Genomic DNA, 21,265 nt, shown 5'->3' on the forward strand with positions numbered 1-21,265 from the left:
GCGCGGGCGACGGCGCGGGCGCGGGCCGCGTGGCCGGCGCGACGTACATGCCGGTCGGCGCGGCGGGGGCGACATACATGTCGCCCTGCACGCTGCTCGGCGCGACATACATGCCGTTGCTGTTCGGCGGGCTTGTCGCGACGTACATGCCGTTACCCGACTCCTGAGCCTGCGTCGGCGCAGCGGTCGACGGCCTGGCCGCTGCCGGAGCGGCGGGCGCGGCGGCGACAGGCTCGGTCGCTGCGGGCGCGGCAGGCTTGGGCGGAGCTGCGACACTGGGCGACGGCGGCAGAATCGTGGCCGCGACCATCGCGTTCGTCGCGGCTTGCGCGCGGGCGATCTTCTCGGCGCGCGACGTGTATTCGGCGGCGCGGGCGTCGTCGAGCGCGGCCTGGCGGGCAGCGGCAGCAGCGGCCGCCGCCGCCGCGTTCGCGTTCGCGTTACGTTGAACGTTGCGCTTCTCGGGCGCGGGCTTCGCGGCCTGCACGTCGGTCTTGTCCGCCTGCGGAGCCGATGCAACGTTTGCCTGCGCAGCAACGGCGGCGGGCGGTGTCGCAACCGCAGCGGGCGCTGGGGTGACACTGCCGGCGACGGCCGTGCCGGTATTCGGGACGTCGGTGGGACTGCCGGCCGTTGTGCCTTTCTTTGCTCCTTGCGGTGTCGCGACGAGCCAGCCGGCATGCGTGATCACGCGCTCCAGCATGGCTTGCGACTCGGCATTGCCGCCATCGAGCGCCAGCGCCTCGGCGGCGTTCTGCTGCACGCACGCCCACGCGGACGTGCGTTCGCAGGCGCGCGCCAGTTGCAGCGCCGCGTCGCGTTGCTGTTCGCGTTTGACCAGTTCGTCTTTCAGCGCGTCGAACTCGGGACGCGCTTGCTCGCGAGCCGGCAGCGCCTTCATCCGGGCGCGCGCCAGCGTCAGATCGTGCTGGTCCAGCGCCGCGCGCGTACCTTGCAGCGGGTCGCCGGGAGCGAGCGTCAGCGCGGCTGTTTTCGCGGCGCCGGGAGCCTGCTGCGTGAGCGCGTCGGCGGAAGTGCTGGCGTCGGTTGAATCGGACGCATCGGTGGCGCCGCGCCCGAACGGACCGAGTTTCGCGTCGATCGCACCGGACGCGCTCCGTTCGCCGGAAGCCGCGCGGTCGTCCGTGCCGTATTGCATATAGGCGACGCCGCCCGCCACGAGCGCCAGCGCGCACGCGCCGGCGATGAGCGTCTTGCTGCCGCTCCATCGGTCGGGGCGGGGCAGGGCGTCTGGATCGTTGCTCGGATCGGCGTAAGCGTTGCGCGCGGATTGCTCGACGCGCTTTGCCCGGTGCTCGGCGGCCTTTTGCGCGATGCGTTCGCTCGCGCGCTTCGGGTCCCAGCCGCCGGGCCAGCCGGAGTGCATGCCGGGTTCGCCGTCGTCGACAGGCGTGGAAGCGGACGCCGAGACGAAAGGCGGATTCGACATCTGTTGCTCGAACATGTTGGCGCGCGGGCGTGCAGCGCCGCCGCGTTTGCGGCCGAAAGCCGCGCTGCGATCGGCGCCGCAGTTCGGACAACTGTCGGCGTTTTTGCGCACGGTGCTGCCGCAGCGCTGGCAGACGACGGAGAACATGGATGCGGGAAACGTCAAACGCGTGGTCATGCTGAAGCCCTCGAAGGACATGTGCGATAACGTGGCCGCCGTGCGCCCGGCTCGTATGTACACCGGGCCGTCCGGGCGGCAGCAATCCTTCGTATTGTTTCCTCTTCCGGTCAAGCTGGCCGGCGGAAGACGAAATCCGAATATGGCGTCAACCAACGACGCACGTCAATTGCGTTTCGCACCTACTTCGGGCCGCCCGACTGCGGCTGCGCGGTGGCTCCGTGCTGCGTGTCGTCTCGCGCCTGCCGGTGAAACGGCAGCGCATGGCCTTCGTGGGATGCGAATGCGCAATCGATGCAGCCGCGACACCGTTCCGGTGCGCGCCCAGCGCCACGCTTCGCTACTCTCATCAGGATATTCTGGGCGCGGGGCAGCGGCGGTGAGACGCCATTCTTTAGCCGAAAACCGACAATGCCCGGCGGCCGCTCGCTAAGCCGCTGATGCGAAAGGCGTTCCGGTGCGCGCGCCGTGTTGTTTTTCCATCGCATCGGGCGCGGCGAATGCTAGGGCGTCAAATAACAAGGATTCCGAACTATTGCCGGTCCACAGACAAAGCGCCCCGAGGGGCGCTCCGTGGCAGCGATCAGCTGGCCAGTTGCAGCTTGCCGTCGATACGGCGGTTCAGGCCGAGCGGATTATCCGACTTTACCGGATCGGGCAGCAGCGCCTCCGGCAGGTCCTGATAGCTGACGGGCCGCAAGAAGCGGTTGATGGCGAGGCTGCCGACCGACGTCGAGCGGCCATCGGCGGTCGAGGGATACGGGCCGCCGTGGACCATCGCGTGGCCCACTTCGACGCCCGTGCCGAAGCCGTTCACCAGAATACGGCCCGTGCGACGTTCGAGCGGAGCCACGAAGCTGCGCGCGTCGGCGTAATCGGCTTCGTCGATCTGCAGCGCGGCGGTGAGTTGACCTTCGAGCGATTCGATCAGATCGCGCATCGTGGCGAGGTCCGGGCAGCGCACGACGAGCGACGACGCGCCGAAAATCTCGTCCTGCAGCGCGTGGTTCTGGCGGAATGCGTCGGCGGTCGTGACGAAGAGCGCCGCCTGACCCTGATTGCCGCCCTGCGCCGGCAGGCCGCGAGCGGCGGTGTTGACGCCGTCGTGCGAGGCAATCTTCTCGACCGCGCCTTCGTATGCCTTGTGGATGCCTGGCGTAAGCATCGTCTGCGCGGCGGTTTCCTTGAGCGCGGCCGATGCCGCTTCGATGAACTTGTCGAGGTCCGGGCCGTCGACTGCGAGCACCAGGCCGGGGTTCGTGCAGAACTGGCCAGCGCCAAGCACGAGCGACTGCACGAAACCGCGCGCGATCGCTTCCGTGCGGTTAGCGAGCGCTGCCGGGAACAGCAGAACCGGGTTGATGCTGCTCATTTCCGCGTAAATCGGGATAGGCTCGGCGCGTTCGGCCGCGAGCTTCATCAGCGCGGTGCCGCCGCCACGCGAACCGGTGAAACCGGCCGCCTTGACGCGGTTGTCCTTCACCAGACCCTGGCCAATGTCGCGGCCGCTGTCGAAAAGCAGCGAAAACGTGCCTTCCGGCATGCCACAGTCCTTCACGGCTTTTTGCACCGCGCGGCCGACGAGTTCCGCCGTGCCCGGATGCGCCGAGTGCGCCTTCGCGATCACCGGGCAACCCGCGGCCAGCGCGGACGCCGTGTCGCCGCCGGCGACGGAAAACGCCAGCGGGAAGTTGCTTGCGCCGAACACGGCGACGGGACCGACGCCGATATGACGCAGGCGCAGATCCACGCGCGGCATCGGCTTGCGGTCGGGCTGCGGCGGGTCGATGCGCACGCCGAGGTAATCGCCGTTGCGCACCACATCCGCGAACATGCGTAACTGACCGACCGTGCGGCCGCGCTCGCCTTCCAGACGCCCGCGCGGCAGGCCGCTTTCGATCATGCAGCGTTCGATCAGGTCGTCGCCGATATCGAGGATGTTTTGCGCGATCGCTTCGAGAAACTTCGCGCGGGCTTCCGGCGCCGTTTCGCGATAAACGTCGAACGCGGTCCATGCGAGCGCGCACGCGCGGTCGAGATCGTCGAGCGTTGCGCCGCCGAATCCTGGTTCGATGGCTGCGCCCGTCGATGCGTTGACGGCCTTGATGGTGCCGTTCGTGCCGCGCACCGATTGCTGGCCGATGAGCAGGTTGCCTGTGAGTTCCATGGTGTCTCGTCCTTCCGTGATAGAGGGTCGCGACGCTTCCTTGGCGAGCGTCGTGCTGCGCCGACTATACGACCCGGCGAACGCGCCTGTATAGTGAAAGCTTTCCATCGCTTGATCGCTTTTTGGAATCACCCGGCGCTTTTTTTCTTACGATGAAGACAACTCTCGATGTCCTGATGTCGCGGCTGCGCATGAAGCAGCTGCAACTGCTGATCGCGCTCGACGATCACAAGTCGCTGCACAAGGCGTCGAGCGCGATGGCGATGACCCAGTCTGCCGCGAGCAAGGCCCTCGCCGAACTGGAGTCGATGCTCGAAGCGCCGCTTTTCGAGCGCGCGAAAAGCGGCCTCATTCCGAATCCGTTCGGCCGCTGCGTGGTGCGCTATGCGCGGGTGCTGGCTGCCGATTTGTCCGCGCTCTGTCAGGAAGTCGCGCAGATTCGCGCGGGCACGGGCGGGCGGCTGACCGTCGGCACGATCATGGGCGCGGTGCCGGGCGTCGTCGCGCCGATGGTCAACGAGATGCACGCGAAGCATCCGGATCTGGCGGTCGAGATCGTCGAGGACACGAGCGCCAACATGCTGGCGATGCTGGACGACGGCCGCGTCGATCTCGTGATCGGCCGCGCGAGCGTGTCGGAGCAGCCGTCGAAGTACCACTATCAACCGCTGACGGACGAGCCGCTGTGCATCGTGGCGGGACGGGCGCGCGGCGACGGGCAGGGGCGCGAAGTCGCGCTGGCGGATCTGGCAAACCGCCGCTGGGTCACGTACCCGAGCTATTTGCCGATGAGCGCGCTGCTCGAGCGCGAACTCGATCTCGCGGGCTTGCCGATGCCCGCCAATCCCATTTCGACGGCGTCGCCGTTCGTCACGGTGACGCTGCTGCAGGAAAGCCCGGAACTGGTGTCGATTCTGCCGGCGAGTGTCGCCCGCGTGTTCGAGCGCCACGGCATGCTGCGCGTGCTGCCGATTCGCATGAAGCTCAAGTCGCAGACGTATGGCGTCGTGACGCGGAAGGGCGGCGCGCTTTCACCGGCGGCGCGTCAGTTCGTGCAGATGCTGCGGGACAACGGGCGGGCGCAGTAATGCGGCATCAGCGCGTCGCGACGAAGAAGAGGCGCGGGAACGGCAGCAGCACGGTGCCGTCGGCGAGAACCGCATAGGCCGATTTCAGCGCTTGGCGGTACTGGTCCAGAAAGGCGGTCTGTTCGTCCGCTGAGAGCTTCGCGAGCATGGGCCGCAGCGCGCTGCCCTTGAACCATTCGATCACCGCATCGATGCCGCCGGCGAGCGGATGATGATAGGTGGTGCGCCACACATCGACGCGCTCGCAAAGCGGCGTGAGTCGCGCGTAGTACCACTGCGCATCGTGGCGGAGCGCGCGCTCGGTGCCTGCAAGCCGCTCGCGCCACGGCCCGTTCGCCGCCACCTCGCGCATGAGCCTGTGAGAGGGCTCGTCGAGATTGTCCGGCATCTGCACCGCGAGCCGTCCGCCGGGCGCGAGCAGGCTGACGAGTCGCGGCAGCAGCGTCTCGTGATCGGGGACCCACTGCAGAGACGCGTTCGCCAGTATCAGGTCGTACGGACCGGCTTCGTTCCAGGCCGAGATATCCGCTAGCTCGAAGCGCAACTGCGGCAGACGCTTGCGCGCGGCGTCGATCATGTCGGCGGAACTGTCGATGCCCACGATGCTTGCCTGCGGCGCATAGGCAAGCAGCGTCTCGGTCGAGTTGCCGGGTCCGCACCCGAGATCCACCGCCGCACGAACCGTCGCGCCCTGCGCCGCGTGAAGGAGATCGCGGACCGGCCGCGTGCGCTCCGCTTTGAAGACACTGTACTGCTTCGCTTCCCAGCCGCCCGATGAGGTCATTTTCTCTCCTGCCATGGTTGCGTCACGCATGACCGTGCAATCTTGCACGATGACGCAGCCGCGCGAGCGCACGAAGGCGAGCGCCGCAGGTAAAGCTTGACGCAAGTGGTTGAACAGACCGGTCGGATTTGCACTGGACACACATCTGTCGGCCTATACTGCCAAGGTATGTGCCGCCCTGTCGCACTGTCGCACTTCCGGTCCAACGGCCGGTCCTTTAGCGCCGTCTCCGGCGCACGCAAATCGGAGAATCGCACATGCGCGACATTCCCGCCGACGGCATGAACGGACTCGTGGCCGCGCTGCGCACGCAGCAGGCCGCGCTGACCGAGAGATGGATGAAGCTCGTCTTCGGCGATCAGGAAGTCGAGCATTCGGACCAGCTCACGTATCGGCAGCTTGCGGATCATCTGCCGAGCATCCTCGAAGAAATCTGCAACGTGCTGGAATCGCGCAACCTGAGCGGGCAGGAAGGCGCGCTCGAGCACGACGCCCGCCAGCACGGCCAATGGCGCTGGCAGCAAGGCTATCGCATCGACGAACTGGTGCGCGAGCTCGATCTCTTCAGACAGGTTCTGTTGTCCGCGATCGGCGAGTACGCGGCGTCGCATGAAGATTTCAGCCGCGTGGACGAAGAATACGCGCGCCTCATGACCGACGAAGTGGTGAGTCTCGTCACGCTGGCATCGGTTCGCGAAGCGGTGACCGAGCGCGACCGCAAGATCGACGAATACACCGGCATGCTGGAGCGCGCGAATCAGGAACTGACGCTGCGCCAGCAGCTTATCGGCGATCTTTACGAGTCGCGCATGCAGGTCACGCGGCGCGTCGCGCACGACCTGCGCAATTTCCTGAACGTGTTTTCGACCGCGCTGCAACTGGCCGCGCGCTCGCCCGGCAGACGCGACACGGCGCTCGGGCTCGCGAACAGGCAGGTGGTGGACATGGCGACGCTCGTCGACGAGATGGTCGAATACTCGAAGCTGCTAAGCGACGATTCCATGCTGACGGTCGACAGCTTCGATCTGGCAAGCCTGTTCGACGAACTGATGCAGTCGAGCCGCGTCGCCACCGAGGCGAAAGGGCTCAAGCTGACCGGGCATCTGGAACCCACGCTGAGCACCGTGGTGTCGAACCGGCTGAAGGTGAAGCAGGTCGCGCTCAATCTGCTGTCCAATGCGGTCAAGTACACGTCGTCGGGCGAGATCGTGTTATCGATCACCGCCGCGCCCGAGGACCGCTGGCGGCTGCGCGTGGCCGATACCGGCGTCGGCATCAGCGAAGCGGATCAGGAGCGCGTGTTCGAGGAATTCCAGCGCGCCGCCGGGGACGATATTCCCGGCACCGGGCTCGGCCTCGCCATCGTCAAGGAACTGACGCGCACGCTCGATGGCGAATTGCGCTTCCATTCGTCGAAGGGACACGGAAGCGTGTTCGAAGTCACGTTTCCGCTCGTTCTGACGCCCAAGTCGGCAAACGCGGAGTGACTCGGGCGCGCCAATGAAGAAAGGCGAACGGATCGCTCCGTTCGCCTTTCGTCGACTGTGACCGCTGACCGCTGTCTTACTGTCTTACGCGGCGACTGCTTCCTCGGCCGGCGCTTCGTCTTCCACCGATGCGCGGATCAGGTGATCGAATGCCCCGAGCGATGCCTTCGCGCCTTCGCCCACCGCGATCACGATCTGCTTGAACGGCACCGTCGTCACGTCGCCGGCGGCGAACACGCCCGGAACCGAGGTCGCGCCCTTCGCATCGACAACGATCTCGCCGTGCTTCGACAGTTCCACCGTGCCCTTCAGCCACTCCGTGTTCGGCACGAGACCGATCTGCACGAACACGCCTTCCAGCTCCACGCGGTGGCTCACGCCCGTCGCGCGGTCCGTGTAGTTCAGGCCGTTGACCTTCTTGCCGTCGCCGGTGATTTCCGTCGTCTGCGCGCTCGTGACGATGGTCACGTTCGGCAGGCTGCGCAGCTTCTTTTGCAGCACCGCGTCAGCGCGCAGTTCCGCGCCGAATTCGATCAACGTCACCGCCGCAACCACGCCCGCCAGGTCGATCGCTGCCTCGACGCCCGAATTGCCGCCGCCGATCACGGCAACGCGCTTGCCCTTGAAGAGCGGGCCGTCGCAGTGCGGGCAGTACGCCACGCCGCGTCCGCGATACTCGCGCTCGCCCGGCACGTTGATTTCGCGCCAGCGCGCGCCGGTCGCCAGCACGATGGTCTTCGCCTTCAGCACCGCGCCGCTCGCCAGTTGCACTTCGTGGATGCGGCCCGGCACGAGCTTCTCAGCGCGCTGCACGTCCATCACGTCGACTTCGTAGCTCTTCACGTGCTGTTCGAGCGCCGTGGCGAACTTCGGTCCTTCCGTTTCCTGCACCGAGACGAAGTTCTCGATCGCCATGGTGTCGAGCACCTGACCGCCGAAGCGCTCGGCGACGACGCCGGTCGCGATGCCCTTGCGCGCCGCGTAGATCGCCGCTGCCGCGCCGGCCGGCCCGCCGCCGACGATCAGCACGTCGAACACGGGCTTCTTCTCCAGTTCCTTCGCGGCGCGGGCGGCCGAGCCGCTATCCAGCTTCGCGAGGATTTCCTTCACGCCGCTGCGGCCCTGGCCGAAGCTCTCGCCGTTCATGAACATCGTCGGCACGGCCATGACCTGACGCTCTTCCACTTCGTTCTGGAACAGCGCGCCGTCGATCGCAACGTGCTTGATGCGCGGATTGATGATCGCCATCACGTTCAGCGCCTGCACGACTTCCGGGCAGTTCTGGCACGACAGCGAGAAATACGTCTCGAAGCGATAGTCGCCCTCGAGACTGCGAATCTGTTCGATGGTCGCGTCATCCAGCTTGATCGGGTGGCCGCCGGTTTGCAGCAGCGCCAGCACGAGCGACGTGAATTCGTGACCCATCGGAATGCCCGCGAACTGAATGCCCGCGGCCTTGCCCGGCTCGCCGATGGTGAACGACGGACGACGCGCGGAGGCGTCCTCTTTCTCGACGACGCTGATCTGCGTCGACAGCGAAGCGATTTCGTCGAGCAGGCCCTTCAGCTCACGCGACTTGTCGCTGTCGTCGAGGAAGGCGACGAGCTCGATGGGCCGGGTGACCTTTTCCAGATAGGCTTTCAACTGATTCTTGAGGTTGGCGTCCAGCATGGCGTTGTCCGTTCCGTGGCGTTGTTCTTGGGATGTTGCGGACACGCTCCGACACGGCGCGCGAAGCGCCGCATCGAAAGCGTGTTTGGAGCGTGGGACCCGCCGCCGTTTCAGCGGCGAGGTCCGTGGTGCGCTCGTCGAAAGACGAGGCTTAGATCTTGCCGATGAGGTCCAGCGACGGCGTCAGCGTTTCAGCGCCCGGCGTCCACTTGGCGGGGCAGACTTCGCCCGGGTGCGCTGCGACGTATTGCGCGGCCTGCACCTTGCGCAGCAGCTCGCCTGCGTCGCGGCCGATGCCGTTGTCGTGGATTTCGCACAGCTTGATCTCGCCTTCCGGGTTGATCACGAACGTGCCGCGCAGCGCCAGACCTTCTTCCTCGATCAGCACGTCGAAGTTGCGCGAGATCGTGAGCGTCGGGTCGCCGATCATCGGATACTGGATCTTGGCGATGGTTTCCGACGTGTCGTGCCATGCCTTGTGCGTGAAGTGCGTGTCGGTCGAAACGCCGTAAATTTCGACGCCCAGCTTCTTGAATTCTTCGTAGCGGTCAGCCAGATCGCCGAGTTCCGTCGGGCAGACGAACGTGAAGTCGGCCGGATAGAACACGAACACGGACCACTTGCCCTTCAGGTTTTCGTCGGTGATGGTCACGAAATCGCCGTTGTGGTAAGCGGTGGCCTTGAACGGCTTGACTTGGCTGTTGATGATCGGCATTTAGCAGATTCCTCTAGCTGTGTTGTTGAAGGAGTGAATGGATTATGAACTAAAACTATCAATCCTTGGAAGTGGATTGATTTTATCATTCTAATTGATCTGGGCTATTGTGTCGATCCACCCGTTGCCGCGCGGCGGCGGCATCCGGTTTGCGAAGAGGCTGTCTCAATCGTCCATCAAGAGGTGTTCATGAAGATCGGAATCATTGGAGCAGGAAACATCGGACAGGTTCTGGCCGAGCATTTCACGAAGTGCGGCCATGACGTGAACATTGCCAACTCGCGCGGGCCGGCTTCGCTCGGCGACGTGGAGCGCACCACCGGCGCCACCGCCGTCGAGGCGAGCGACGCGGTGAAGGGCGCGGAACTCATCGTCGTGACGATTCCGGAGTCGAAGGTGCCGGATCTGCCGAAGAATCTGTTCGCGGGCGTGCCGTCGAACGTGGTCGTGGTCGATACCGGCAACTACTATCCGCAGCAGCGCGACGGGCGCATCGAGGAGATCGAGAAGGGCATGCCAGAAAGCCGCTGGGTCGAGCAGCAGATCGGCCGGCCGGTGGTGAAGGCCTTCAACAACATTTACGCGGCGCATCTGCGCAAGGGCGGCAAGCCGGCGGGCACGCCGGGACGCATCGCGCTGCCGGTGTCCGGCGACGATCACCGCGCGAAGGGCATTGTGATGAAGCTGATCGACGAGATCGGCTTCGATGCGGTGGATAACGGCGAGATCGACGATTCCTGGCGCCAGCAGCCCGCGACGCCGGTCTACACGGCGGACCTCGACACAGCGGGCGTGCGCGAGGCGCTGAAGAAGGCCGATCCGGTGCGCAAGCCCGAATGGCGCGCGACCGACCGCAGTCCCGGCACGTTCGAGAATCCGGCGTAAGCGTCGACTAAGGGAAAGGAGTAAAGCCGGCGCGCGCCGTGCGACAATCTGCAAACTTTCCCGATGGGCCTTACCATGACATGCCGGGCCGGCGCGGCGCACACCGCCGCCATTCCCGGCATCGTGGACTCGCTGATTGACTATGAAAACCGCTTCTCCCTCGCAGGACGTACAGAACTCTCATCACCGCTTCGGCGAATGCGCCGAATGCGCGGACGTCGAACTGGCCGCGACCGCCACCATTCCGACGCGCTATGGCACCTTCGGTTCGTACGTTTATCGCGTGAAGGAGACGGATGTCGAGCACATCGCGTTCGTCATGGGCGACGTGAGCAACGGCGAATCCGTGCTCACGCGCCTGCATTCCGAATGCGTGACCGGCGACGTGTTCGGCTCGTACCGCTGCGACTGCGGCGAGCAGCTCGACCTCGCGCTGCGCTATATCGCCGCGGAGAACCGCGGCATTCTGCTGTATCTGCGCGGACACGAAGGGCGCGGCATCGGCCTCGCGAACAAGATTCGCGCGTATGCGTTGCAGGAGCAGGGGCTCGATACGGTCGATGCCAACCTGCACCTCGGCCTTCCCGACGACGCCCGCGAGTACGACTCCGCCGCCGCCATCCTGCGCGCGATGAACGTGAAGTCGGTGCGGCTGATGAGCAATAACCCGTCGAAGTTCGACACGCTCCTGCGCCACGACATCCCGGTGAGCGAGCGCGTGGCACTGGCCATTCCCATGCGCGAAGAAAACGAGCGCTACATCAAGACGAAGCAGGCGCGCTTCGGTCATTACTTTGACGAAAACGAATAAGGCGCTCGTGCTCGCCTTCGCGACTCAACGCGCGTCGTGAAAAATCACGCCGAGCATCTGGCGCTTGCCTGACCGCAGGCGGCTGACGCCGTGCCGCATATTGACGCGATACGCGCCGCGCGTACCGTTCACCGGCCGTTGATGCACCGCGAAGAACACCGCATCGCCTTGCGCGAGCGGCACCACTTCCACCCGCGACTGCATGCGCGGCCGCTGTTCCGTCATCACGAACTCGCCGCCGGTGAAGTCGCGTCCCGGCGCGGACAGCAGAATTGCCATCTGAATCGGGAAGACGTGCTCGCCGTATAGATCCTGATGCAGGCAGTTGTAGTCGCCCGGCACGTAGCGAAGCAGGAGCGGCGTCGGGCGCGTCTGCCCCGCGCGATGGCATCGCTCGATGAACGCCGTATGTTCGTCCGGATAGCGCGTCTCGATGCGCATGACCTCGTTCCAGCGATTCGCGATCGGCGCGAGATGCCGGTAGGCCGCGTCGCGCACGGCATCGAGCACGTCGGGCAACGGATACGCGAAGTACTTGTACTCGCCGCGCCCGAAGCTGTGCCGCTCCATCACCACCCGGCTGCGAAAGCGCGCGTCGTCGTCGTACAGCGCGGCGAGCGCCGCGCATTCGTCGCGCGAAAAAAGGCCCGGCGCAACGGCCGAGCCTTGGCAGTCGAGTTGCGTGCCCAGATCGTCCCAGTCGAGCGCGTCGATGCGCCCGGGAATGTCCGCGCTCGCATCGGGTGCGAGCGCGCTGTCCATCGCCTTCATGCAGTTACTCCGGATGTGCGTGTGCCGGATGCCACTGTGCGCCTCAGGCGCCGCCCGCACACTCCGGGTCTTGCTGCGCCATTCAGCGCGGCGTCGCCACTTCGGTGATGCGGTTCTGCAGCTCCGTCTTGCGCGCCTCGATCTTCTGGCCGAGCGCCGCGACGTCCAGCTTCGTCTTGCGAATTTCCTTGAAGAGCTCCGACTCCTCTTCCTCGACGTGATGCATCACGTTTTCCTTCAGCACGCGGAAGGTCGCGTCGAAGCCTTCGTCGCCGGCCTTCAGTTGCGTGAACTTCTCGATCAGCGTCTTGACGAGAAAGTGCTCGACGTAGGCTTCCTCGACGTCGATCTTCTCCTCATCGCTGCCGAAGGCTTCGCGCGCGGCCGGATAGAGCAGTTCTTCTTCGACGATCGCGTGAATCGTCAGCAGTTCGCAGGCGCGCTGAACGAGCGTCGACTTGCGTTCGAGATCGTCTTTCGGCGCACGGTCGAAGGCTTCGAACAACTGTTCGACCGCGCGATGGTCTTCTTCGAGAATCTTGAGCGCGTCGAGCGAGTCTTGTGCGGTGGACATCGGGCTTCTCCTTATGTGTGGCCCGGGCTTCGGACAGCCGCAGGCTCATGGGGTGCCGTCAACCAGCAAGGAGGATGCCCGCTGCGTCCCGCTCGCGCAGCAGCTTGACGTCCCACCACGCCGGCAAAAGGCGCCGTACGTCGGCGCGGGCGAAACGGTCGTCGATCAGATACAGCACGCCGCGGTCTTGCGGGCCGCGAATCACGCGGCCCGCCGCCTGCACGACCTTCTGCAGGCCGGGAAAAAGATAGGTGTAGGCGTAGCCGTCGCCGAATGCCGCGTGCATGCGCGCCTTCAGTTGCTCGTTCACCACGTTCAGTTGCGGCAGCCCGAGCGTGGCGACGAATGCGCCGATGAGCCGTGTTCCCGGCAGATCGATCGCCTCGCCGAACGCGCCGCCGAGCACCGCGAAGCCGATGCCGCGCCCGTCCGGTTCGAAGCGGGCGAGGAACGCCTGCTGGTCGGCCTCGCTCATCCCGCGGGACTGTTGCCAGCACCCAATCGACGGATGACGCCGTTCGAGCGCCGACGCCACTTGCGCGAGATAGTCGAAGCTGCTGAAGAAGCTCAGATAGTTGCCCGGCGCGCGGACGTATTGAGCGGCGATCAGGTCCGCGATGCGGTCGACGGATCGTTCGCGGTCGCGAAAGCGCGTCGATACGTCGGCGACGGCGCGCACGTCGAGCTGATCGGCGGTGAACGGCGGTTCGACGTCGATGCGCACGGTCGTCGCGGGCAAACCGAGCGTGTCGGCGTAGTAATGCGCGGGCGTGAGCGTCGCCGAAAAGAGCGCGACGCTATGGGCGCGGGCAAAGCGCGGCGCGAGATGCGGGCCGGGAATCACGTTGCGCAGGCAGAACACCGCGCGGCCTTTGCCGGACAGCGTGATGTCGAAGATGGAATGCGCGCCGAAACGCTCGGCGATGCGCGTGAAGTGCAGCGCGTCGAAATAGAAGCGCAGCACGTCCGGCGTGAACGCGTCCGGCTGCTCGGCCATCGTTTCCGTGAGCGCCGAGATGGCGTGTCCGAGCGCGCTCAAGAGCGCCGCGGGCGGCTCGTCGTGCGCCGCGTAGTCGATGCCCGCCGCCAGTTGATCGCGGCTCGCGTCGCTGAAACTGCGGCCGACGCGCGCCAGCATCCGCTTGAAAAAGGGCGGCGCGCTGCGGCGCATCGCGTTGAAAGCGGCCTGATCTAGTGATGCCGAATACATGCCGCGCGCCCGTTCGACGAGGTTGTGCGCTTCATCGACCAGCACGGCCACGCGCCAGCGATTCGCCTCCGCGAGCGCGAAGAGCATGGCGCTCGTGTCGAAGTAATAGTTGTAGTCGCCGACGACGACATCCGCCCAGCGCGTCAATTCCTGACTCAGGTAGTACGGACACACGGCGTGTTCGCGCGCCGCATCCGCCACCGACGCGCGGTCCAGATGCGCCCGTTGCAGCGCGGCGGCGCGCGCAGCCGGCAGGCGATCGTAGAAGCCGCGCGCCAGCGGACACGACTCGCCGTGGCACGAGCGGTCCGGATGCTCGCACGCCTTGTCGCGTGCCACCAGTTCGACCACGCGCAGTGACTTCGGCGCGGACGCGCCGAGTGTCGCCAGCGCGCCGAGCGCCAGCTGGCGGCCCGCGCTTTTCGCGGTCAGAAAGTAAATCTTGTCGAGCTGCTGCGCGGCCCACGCCTTGAGCAGCGGAAAGAGCGTGCCGATCGTCTTGCCGATGCCCGTCGGCGCTTCGGCGACGACGCATCGGCCGGACACCGCCGCGCGATAAACCGCTTCGGCGAGCGCCCGCTGTCCGGGCCGGAACGCGCCGTGCGGAAAAGAGAGCCGGCCAAGCGCTGCATCCCGCGCTGCGCGATGCTGCACTTCCTGCTCCGCCCACGCGATGAACTGCTCGCATTGGGCGTCGAAATGTTCTTTGAGCGCTTCAGCGGTTCGCGTCTCCGTGAGCACGGTTTCCGTCTGATCGACGATATCGAAATACACGAGCGCGATTTCCATGCTGTCGAGCCCGAGCTTGCGACACATGAGATGGCCGTAGACGCAAGCCTGCGCCCAATGCAGATGCCGATGATTCTGCGGCATGGAATCCAGCTTGCCGCGATGCGTCTTGATTTCTTCGAGCCGGTTCAGCGCGGGATCGTAGCCATCCGCGCGGCCGCGCACGTGCAGCGGGCCGTAGTTTTCCGACAGCGCAATTTCTTTTTGATAACCCGCCGGGCGGCGGCTCGTGACGGTGACGTGGCCTGCCACGCCTTCTTGCGCCGTGGGCGTAGGCGTGAAACGCAGGTCGAGATCACCTTGCTTCGCGGTGAATTCGCAGAGCGCGCGCACGGCGACGGTGTAGGCGGGCTCGGAAACTGTACGCATGTACAGTAGTCTAGCACGCGGAATAACCGGCTCAGGCGGCGCGTTTAGTGGATGCGGCGTCGATCATGGCCGCCGTCCAACGAACGGAGGCATCTTATGAAGCTCGCAAGAATCGTCGTGGTCGCTCTGGCGCTGCTTACGGCCGCGCTTGCCGGTTGTCAGACGGACGGCAGCGGCGCGTCGTATAACCGCTCGTCCAGTGGGAGCGGCAGCGGCGGCGCGTATTAGAATCGGACGTCTATCGACTCACGACGGATGGATCGAACGATGGGACCCGACAACGCGCCCTCGGTATCAGGCTGGCATGCGCATGTTTATTTCGACGCCGCAAGCCGCGACGCGGCATGGCAGTTTCGGCAGGTGATCGCAAAGCAGTTCGCTGGCGACCTCGAAATCGGCGCGCTGACGCTCGGCCGCTTTCACGAACGTCCGGTCGGACCTCATCCGCTATGGTCGTTTCAGCTCGGCTTCGGCAGCCAGCGACTGACGCCGATGCTCGAATGGCTCGCGCTGAATCACGGCGAACTGGATGTGTTCATGCATCCGAATACGGGCGACGATCTGCGCGACCATCGCGATTCGGCGGTGTGGATCGGCCATTCGCACGAACTCGTGCTCGCGGCCTTTTCCCGCTAGCGCGCGAAGCGGAGCGCGTCCGCCTCGCGCGCAATGCTTACTTCTTCGTGCCGGCCGGCTTGTTGGAGACGACGCGCACGGCGGGCGGCGTCGGCAAGCTGGCGGTCGCGGTTGCACTCGCCTCGGTCTGCGCGGCCTCCACGACCTGGCGCGTCGAAGTGCGCGCCGCTTCGTAGGCCGAGTTCGCCGACTGCGTGGCCGAGTCGATGACGGATTTCCACGCCGACACGACCGCCTCGCTGCCTAGCGGCGCGCTGGTAAAGAAGCTCTCAACGAACGCCTGCGCGTTGCGCTGCGACTTCTCCAACTGGTCTTGTGCCGCTTGCATGTAGGCGCCACGCACGCCGGTAGCGATTCCGTTGACGTCTTGCCAATAGGCTTGTGCGCGCTGCGCGTTCGCTTGCATGCGGGCGTTCTGAACGGCGAAGAACTCCTGAAAATCGCGGACGGAGAAGCTCTTGCCGATAAATTCCTGCTGTTCCGAAAGAGCGGTTCGCAATGTGCGGACGTTCAGGTCGATCAGCTTTTCGAAGCCCTGAACCGCCTGAGTGGCGAATCCGAAGGTGGCATCCAAGCCGGCCCGCTGGGTCGCGAGAAAGGTTTCTGGCGCAAGACTGCTCATGCTGGACTCCATTAAAAGTTGCCTCTGGTACGCGTGATTGTGCAGCGCAGCGAACGACTCATTCTAGAGAAAAGATAATGCCTGTCAATTCCCATCTTCCGGCATCACGATAATCGGCTGATTGCGTGGACGACTTTGGCTTGGATTAATCGGTATTAAGCGGTGATGTAATTCGCAGGCGATTTAATTGAACGATCGTCCGTATCGAACGGCGAAAGCCGCCTAAAGACGGGAAAGGGTAAACACCGAGACCTTCACGTGCCGATGCGTTATTTCCCCACTTGACGCTTCCCCTTGCTGCTTGAAAGAATTCGGCCCTGCGTTTTGCAGCACGCACGCAGCGAGGAATCGCTTGTCACTGAGCCGTCACCGTGATTTCGTATGATTCCGACCTGCGCGAATATCAGCCGGCGCTGAACGGCGAAAATATAAAACGAGAGAGTTGAAGCAACATGGGCCGACATACCCAAACCATCGGACACCTTGAACGTAGTCACGAAGACAACACCCTGCGGCGCGCAATGGCCGCGCGACTCGACCGCGCGATGCAACGCGCCAACGTAAGCTCCGCCAAAGCGGCCAAATGGGTCGATGCGAGCGAGCACGACGTGCAGTTCTGGCGGCGCGGCATTACGGTGCCGCCGCTTCACGCGTTCAACCGCATCGCCCATGCGCTCGATGTCGATGTGCATTGGCTGTGCACCGGCCAGACGCACGCTGCCTGATACGTCGCTCCCAGAAAACGGCGGGCGTCGGTCCGCCGCTTATTCGCGGCCGTGCATCAGCACGGTGCCGATTCCACTCGCGGCGATCACGCACATGCCGGCCGTCATCCATGCGTCCGGCGCCTGTCCGAACAGCAGCCAGCTAAAGCACGATGCGAACGCGAGCTGCGCGTACGAAAAGGGCATGAGCACCGCGAGCGGCGCGCGACGCAACGCCTGAAGCATCAGCAATTGGCCGCCGGTGGCCATCGTCGCCATGAACGCGACCAGCAGCCAACTGCCGGCGCCGACGCGTGCAAGTTCAGGCAGCAGCTGCGCCTGATCGGCCCACACCAGCGCGCACAGCACGACGGTGGCGACAAGCGCGGTCAGGAAGTTGGTCGTGATGGCGTCGTCCACGCGCGACAGGTGGCTCGATACCACCTGAAAGCACGCGAAACTCGTCGCTGAACCGATCGGCAGGATCACCGACCAGGTGAAATCGCTGCCGCCCGGCCGCACGATCAACAACATGCCGACGAAACCGAGCACGACCATCGCCCATTTGCCGCGCGAGACGTGGTCTTTCAAAACGAGCGCGGCGAGCAGCGTCGAGATCAGCGGTGCGAGCATCGCAAGGGAAGTCGTGACGGGAAGCGGCAAGTAGCGAAGGGCGGCGAACGTGCATGCCGAGTTCGTCAGCAGCAGCAGCGCGCGGACGATTTGCAGTTTGAGACTGCCGGTGTGGAAGGTGCGAAAGAGGCCGAACGCGCCGCGTCGCGCCTGCCAGACGCCGAGCACGATCATCTGAAACAGATAGCGGACCCACAGCAGCGCGACGACCGGGACCGCAGCGCCGATCAGCTTGACCGTGGAATCGCTCGCCGCGAAGGCGGCCGTGGTGAGAATCATGACGGCGATGCCGGCACCGGCGTTGTCCGCAGCCACCGCGTACCGTGCTTTGCCGTCTAAAGTCGCCATCGAGTGTTCACCGGTAGGTCATCCGTGAATCAGGACGGCGCTTTTAAGCCGTTGCTTCCATTCTGCGTACATCGACAGAAGCTGGCAAGGCGACAGTCAGGTTCCGCGAGGGGCTGTTGTGCGGAGGTCACGGCACTAAAAAATGTACTGGACGGTTCACTTCGATTGATTTTGCGATCTCCCGTGCCTCGAGAAAAGCTGAACGCCGCACGCGATTATGTTGCGCGAAAAGCTTTCCCATCCACGGATTGCCGCCTACACTTAAAGTAATTTCTCAACGCTGCGGCGGGGAGGCGACGATGAGAGCCAGACCAAGAGAAATGGTGCGTCTGCTTGCCACGCTCCGACGTTCCGCGCAATGCCGCGCGCTGCGCGCAGCGGCGGCACAGGAGGCGGTGCGTCTTGCGCAGCAGGAAGCGGTAGAGGAAGACGCCGATGAGGCCGAGCCCGATTCGGCGTCATCTGGCGAAGCCGGCGCGACTGGCGTCGAGACCGCGCACCGACGCATGCATTAAGAGCTGCGAACGCCGCGCTTCAGGCGCGCGCGTGGTTTCTGTACGGTGAAAAGCGCCAGTGACCGGCCGGGTCCTTCACGGCAACTGCGCCGTGCTCGTGCAGCATGTCGCCGATCGCGCCGGGTTTGATATCGTCGGTCATACGGATGACGAGCAGCGTCCGCTCGCGGCAACTGTCGTCGGATGGCCTGGGAGCCAGCGGCCGCGGCGAGAACGGCTCGCGCGCAGCGAAGCGGTTGTGCGCGCCGACCACGCCCTGATGTTCGCCATGCGCGACGTACTCGGCTTCGTCTTCTTCGTGCGATGGCATCGCGAGAGCTTCAAGTTGCGTGTCGCCGTGGCCCGCGCGATACAAATGCGCGTCGTCTCGCGACAGTCCCGCCGTTTGCAGCGCGCGCAGCGCCTCGTGTCCGTCGCGATACGAGTCGAACACGCCTACGATTACCTGATTCGTCTGGTTTGCCGTCTGATGCATCGTCGCCCTCCGTCGGCCCGCGCAAGCACAGGCCGCCTGTTCGCGCCGTTGTCGCGGGCGGGCGTCGCTGACCGATGATCGAACGACGGCGCCTGGCGATACGTGCGCGTGTGTTGATCGTAATACGAATGGAGCAACGGCCGTTCCCGCACGGGTGTTCCTTGGTCGCCGCTGAACTGGCGGTTTGCCGGGTTGCGACCCCTTCGTGGATCGCCTAAAGTGTCTACCTTCTTTCAGACTCCGCGTGCCGCCAGCGGCGCGCTCTTCGCGAGGCCCGAATGACGGCGAAAGCGTGCGCGTGGATCTTCGTGCTGGGAGCTGCGGGCGCGGGTCCGGCGTGGGCGGCGCAGTGTTACGCCGACGGCGATATCGTCACGCTCGAAGGCACGGTGACGCGTCAGGCCACGCATCAGGCCGACCCGGCAGCGAAGCCTGCGTGGGTGCTGTCACTGGCAAGCCCGGTGTGCGTCGTCAATGCGGGCAGCGGGCAGGGCGGACGGCAGCAGTCGAATGTGTCGGCAGTGCAGATCATCGACGCCGAGCCCGGCGAGAACGCGCGCGTTCAACTCACGGGCAAGCTGGTCACCGGCAACGTGAGCGCGTACTACGCGGTGCCGACGGCAATCTGGGTGCTCAAACAGCGCGTGCTATCGGGACAGCAGTAATCGTGGCCGTCAAGCGGCTTTTGCGCGGGCCCGGCAGTACTGCGCGACGACCCATTGCAGCGGGCGTTCGTCGAGCTTGCGCTCTTCGGCGAATCTCATGATGGCGTCGAGTTGCTGGCCGCTACAACGAAAGGCCTCGCGGCGCGGTACGGAATGTTTGTTGATGTGCTTGGTCATGGCAATCCCTTTTTGCTTGGTTCTCAACGGACCTTGGGACCTTCCCCGGAGGGCAGGCTGGCCGAACGGTGACCCGTCCGTGCGCCTGCTGCTTTCGTCATTAGGCCGGATCGCGGCGATCCTGACCGGCTGCTAGCGCACATTGTCACCAGAACACTTGACTTTCCGCAAAGCGTGGGCCTGAGGCCGCACTTGACGTTGGCGCGCGTGGAATTTTTTAATGCGCTCAGTCGTTTAGCACTTCATCAGGGCGACGAGAGATGCCGTCGCGGGCATGCGGCGGCCGACTGAGAAGAGCAGGCGCGGGAGACCGGAAGAAGGGAACAAAGGCGCTCGAAGGCGGCGGACATCGCAAGGTGGCCGCCGCCCTGGCGCATCTGCCGAGCGCTAGCTGTGGTCATCGCGAGCACTGCTGCATTCGTCGATAGCGCGGTCATGCGGCGGCCGTGGATTGCGCGGGTCGACGCCTCCTCCGAAGTTCCGCGTCACCGGAAACATAGTGGGGAGAGCGCCAATATTGGCGTCGTTTTCGCGCCTCTATAATCGGCGCCATTCCGACTTGCGCCCCGAAACGCACCGATGAGCACGACCGCACCCCTTGCCGGCAGCGCCTCGCCTCGCGCGTTCGAGGACATCGCGTCACCCCGTGCATCCGCCTTGCAGGACATGCTCGCGCATTTCGCGCTGCTCGCGCCGGTTTTCGACGCCATGCCTGACATCGTGTTCTTCGTGAAAGACCGCGAAGCGTGTTACGCCATGGTCAACAGCACGCTCGCCCGGCGCTGCGGTCACAAGGACGACAAGACCGCGCTCATCGGCAAGACCGCCGAAGACGTGTTCCCCCGCCGCTTCGGGCGAATCTACACGGCGCAGGATCAGGCGATCATCGCGCAGGGCGTGCAACTAATCGATCAGCTGGAACTGCATCTGTACCCCGGACGCGAGCCCGGCTGGTGCATGACCTGCAAGCAGCCGCTGCACGATGCGGAGGGGCGTATCGTCGGGCTGGCCGGCATTTCGCGTGACTTGCAGGCGGCCGAAAGCACACACCCGGCGTATAGCCGGCTCGCGGCCGTCGTGCAGCACATTCAGGAAAATTACGTGCAGCCGCTCAACATGCGGGACCTCGCCAGAATGGCCGACATGTCCATCGCGCAACTCGAACGGTACTTTCACAAGGTCTTCCATCTGACACCGCGGCAGGTGCTGCTCAAGACGCGGCTCGATGCCGCCACCGCGCTGCTGGTGACGCACGACAAAGTGACCGACGTCGCCGCGTTGTGCGGCTACACGGATCACAGCGCCTTCACGCGCCAGTTCAAGGCGACCGTCGGCATCACGCCGACGGAATACCGGGCTTTGGTGCAGGGAAGCGCGCCGCGCGTCGAGCAGTATGCAAATGTCTGACGGTAGAACGGGCGCGGCGCGCGCCGGAATTACCGGCGGATGTGCCGTAACGGTGCAGGCGCATACGTCCGAAATGCGCGCGATGCGCCGCTCCACGGGGATAAAACGCACGTCGGTCCGTTTTTTGCTCGATAG

At 64.9% G+C, this 21,265-nt stretch carries 22 protein-coding genes; 9 read left to right on the top strand and 13 right to left on the bottom strand.

Annotated features, from left to right (window positions below):
* Nucleotides 1-1,627: zinc ribbon domain-containing protein (locus NCR37_RS15645; RefSeq protein WP_250473785.1), on the bottom strand; the 1,627-nt coding region annotated here is incomplete at its 3' end.
* Between the two features lie 583 nt (nt 1,628-2,210).
* A complete protein-coding gene (locus NCR37_RS15650; protein ID WP_250473786.1) occupies nt 2,211-3,794 on the bottom strand; it encodes an aldehyde dehydrogenase (NADP(+)) in 1,584 nt (527 codons plus the stop codon).
* Nucleotides 3,795-3,946: 152 nt separating this feature from the next.
* Between NCR37_RS15650 and NCR37_RS15655 the strand changes: the two genes are divergently transcribed.
* On the top strand, nt 3,947-4,882 hold the full coding sequence (locus NCR37_RS15655) for a LysR family transcriptional regulator (RefSeq protein WP_250473787.1): 936 nt from the start codon (nt 3,947-3,949) through the stop codon (nt 4,880-4,882).
* Nucleotides 4,883-4,889: 7 nt separating this feature from the next.
* Here the strand turns inward: NCR37_RS15655 and tam are convergent, their stop codons facing one another.
* The gene (gene tam, locus NCR37_RS15660) at nt 4,890-5,666 is read right to left on the bottom strand and encodes a trans-aconitate 2-methyltransferase (protein ID WP_250473788.1); all 777 of its coding nucleotides are present in this window, start codon (nt 5,664-5,666) and stop codon (nt 4,890-4,892) included.
* 257 nt (nt 5,667-5,923) lie between these two features.
* Here tam and NCR37_RS15665 point away from each other — a divergent pair, with 257 nt between their 5' ends.
* Nucleotides 5,924-7,153 carry a sensor histidine kinase gene (locus NCR37_RS15665; protein WP_250473789.1) on the top strand — a complete coding sequence of 410 codons (1,230 nt, stop codon included), beginning with the start codon at nt 5,924-5,926 and terminating at the stop codon, nt 7,151-7,153.
* Between the two features lie 84 nt (nt 7,154-7,237).
* Here NCR37_RS15665 and ahpF read toward each other — a convergent pair whose 3' ends face one another.
* Nucleotides 7,238-8,824, bottom strand: a complete 1,587-nt coding sequence (gene ahpF / locus NCR37_RS15670; RefSeq protein ID WP_250473790.1) for an alkyl hydroperoxide reductase subunit F — start codon at nt 8,822-8,824, stop codon at nt 7,238-7,240.
* 151 nt (nt 8,825-8,975) lie between these two features.
* The gene (gene ahpC, locus NCR37_RS15675; protein WP_250473791.1) at nt 8,976-9,539 is read right to left on the bottom strand and encodes an alkyl hydroperoxide reductase subunit C; all 564 of its coding nucleotides are present in this window, start codon (nt 9,537-9,539) and stop codon (nt 8,976-8,978) included.
* Between the two features lie 189 nt (nt 9,540-9,728).
* On the opposite strand from ahpC, the gene NCR37_RS15680 reads away from it, so the two are divergent.
* On the top strand, nt 9,729-10,424 hold the full coding sequence (locus tag NCR37_RS15680; RefSeq protein WP_250473792.1) for an NADPH-dependent F420 reductase: 696 nt from the start codon (nt 9,729-9,731) through the stop codon (nt 10,422-10,424).
* A 142-nt stretch (nt 10,425-10,566) separates the two neighbouring features.
* Entirely contained in the window at nt 10,567-11,235 is a 669-nt protein-coding gene (gene ribA, locus NCR37_RS15685; protein ID WP_250473793.1) for a GTP cyclohydrolase II, read from the top strand.
* 24 nt (nt 11,236-11,259) lie between these two features.
* Here ribA and NCR37_RS15690 read toward each other — a convergent pair whose 3' ends face one another.
* From NCR37_RS15690 to NCR37_RS15700, 3 genes are all read right to left on the bottom strand, one after another.
* Nucleotides 11,260-11,997: a 2OG-Fe(II) oxygenase gene (locus NCR37_RS15690; protein WP_502800536.1), complete on the bottom strand. Its 738-nt coding sequence runs from the start codon at nt 11,995-11,997 to the stop codon at nt 11,260-11,262.
* Between the two features lie 91 nt (nt 11,998-12,088).
* Nucleotides 12,089-12,580, bottom strand: coding sequence for a hemerythrin domain-containing protein (locus NCR37_RS15695; protein ID WP_250473795.1), 492 nt, complete (start codon nt 12,578-12,580; stop codon nt 12,089-12,091).
* Nucleotides 12,581-12,638: 58 nt separating this feature from the next.
* Nucleotides 12,639-14,948, bottom strand: coding sequence for an ATP-dependent DNA helicase (locus NCR37_RS15700; RefSeq protein WP_250473796.1), 2,310 nt, complete (start codon nt 14,946-14,948; stop codon nt 12,639-12,641).
* 96 nt (nt 14,949-15,044) lie between these two features.
* Here NCR37_RS15700 and NCR37_RS28390 point away from each other — a divergent pair, with 96 nt between their 5' ends.
* Complete coding sequence (locus NCR37_RS28390; RefSeq protein ID WP_284506910.1) at nt 15,045-15,176, top strand: hypothetical protein; 132 nt, start codon at nt 15,045-15,047, stop codon at nt 15,174-15,176.
* 39 nt (nt 15,177-15,215) lie between these two features.
* Nucleotides 15,216-15,584 carry a DOPA 4,5-dioxygenase family protein gene (locus tag NCR37_RS15705; RefSeq protein ID WP_250473797.1) on the top strand — a complete coding sequence of 123 codons (369 nt, stop codon included), beginning with the start codon at nt 15,216-15,218 and terminating at the stop codon, nt 15,582-15,584.
* A gap of 37 nt (nt 15,585-15,621) precedes the next feature.
* On the opposite strand, the gene NCR37_RS15710 is transcribed toward NCR37_RS15705, so the two are convergent.
* The 3 genes from NCR37_RS15710 to NCR37_RS15720 form a co-directional block, all read right to left on the bottom strand.
* Nucleotides 15,622-16,206 carry a phasin family protein gene (locus NCR37_RS15710; protein ID WP_250473798.1) on the bottom strand — a complete coding sequence of 195 codons (585 nt, stop codon included), beginning with the start codon at nt 16,204-16,206 and terminating at the stop codon, nt 15,622-15,624.
* 269 nt (nt 16,207-16,475) lie between these two features.
* A complete protein-coding gene (locus tag NCR37_RS15715; protein ID WP_250473799.1) occupies nt 16,476-16,898 on the bottom strand; it encodes a hypothetical protein in 423 nt (140 codons plus the stop codon).
* Between the two features lie 72 nt (nt 16,899-16,970).
* Complete coding sequence (locus tag NCR37_RS15720; RefSeq protein ID WP_250473800.1) at nt 16,971-17,891, bottom strand: DMT family transporter; 921 nt, start codon at nt 17,889-17,891, stop codon at nt 16,971-16,973.
* 299 nt (nt 17,892-18,190) lie between these two features.
* Here NCR37_RS15720 and NCR37_RS15725 point away from each other — a divergent pair, with 299 nt between their 5' ends.
* Nucleotides 18,191-18,406 carry a hypothetical protein gene (locus tag NCR37_RS15725; protein WP_250473801.1) on the top strand — a complete coding sequence of 72 codons (216 nt, stop codon included), beginning with the start codon at nt 18,191-18,193 and terminating at the stop codon, nt 18,404-18,406.
* 19 nt (nt 18,407-18,425) lie between these two features.
* On the opposite strand, the gene NCR37_RS15730 is transcribed toward NCR37_RS15725, so the two are convergent.
* Complete coding sequence (locus NCR37_RS15730) at nt 18,426-18,881, bottom strand: hypothetical protein (protein WP_250473802.1); 456 nt, start codon at nt 18,879-18,881, stop codon at nt 18,426-18,428.
* 278 nt (nt 18,882-19,159) lie between these two features.
* Here NCR37_RS15730 and NCR37_RS15735 point away from each other — a divergent pair, with 278 nt between their 5' ends.
* The gene (locus NCR37_RS15735) at nt 19,160-19,546 is read left to right on the top strand and encodes a hypothetical protein (protein ID WP_250473803.1); all 387 of its coding nucleotides are present in this window, start codon (nt 19,160-19,162) and stop codon (nt 19,544-19,546) included.
* Between the two features lie 9 nt (nt 19,547-19,555).
* Here the strand turns inward: NCR37_RS15735 and NCR37_RS15740 are convergent, their stop codons facing one another.
* A complete protein-coding gene (locus NCR37_RS15740; protein ID WP_175941958.1) occupies nt 19,556-19,723 on the bottom strand; it encodes a hypothetical protein in 168 nt (55 codons plus the stop codon).
* A 666-nt stretch (nt 19,724-20,389) separates the two neighbouring features.
* Between NCR37_RS15740 and NCR37_RS15745 the strand changes: the two genes are divergently transcribed.
* Entirely contained in the window at nt 20,390-21,130 is a 741-nt protein-coding gene (locus tag NCR37_RS15745; RefSeq protein WP_250473865.1) for an AraC family transcriptional regulator, read from the top strand.
* Nucleotides 21,131-21,265 lie beyond the last annotated feature (135 nt).

It is taken from the genome of Caballeronia sp. GAFFF1 (assembly GCF_023630705.1).
Lineage (GTDB): Bacteria > Pseudomonadota > Gammaproteobacteria > Burkholderiales > Burkholderiaceae > Caballeronia.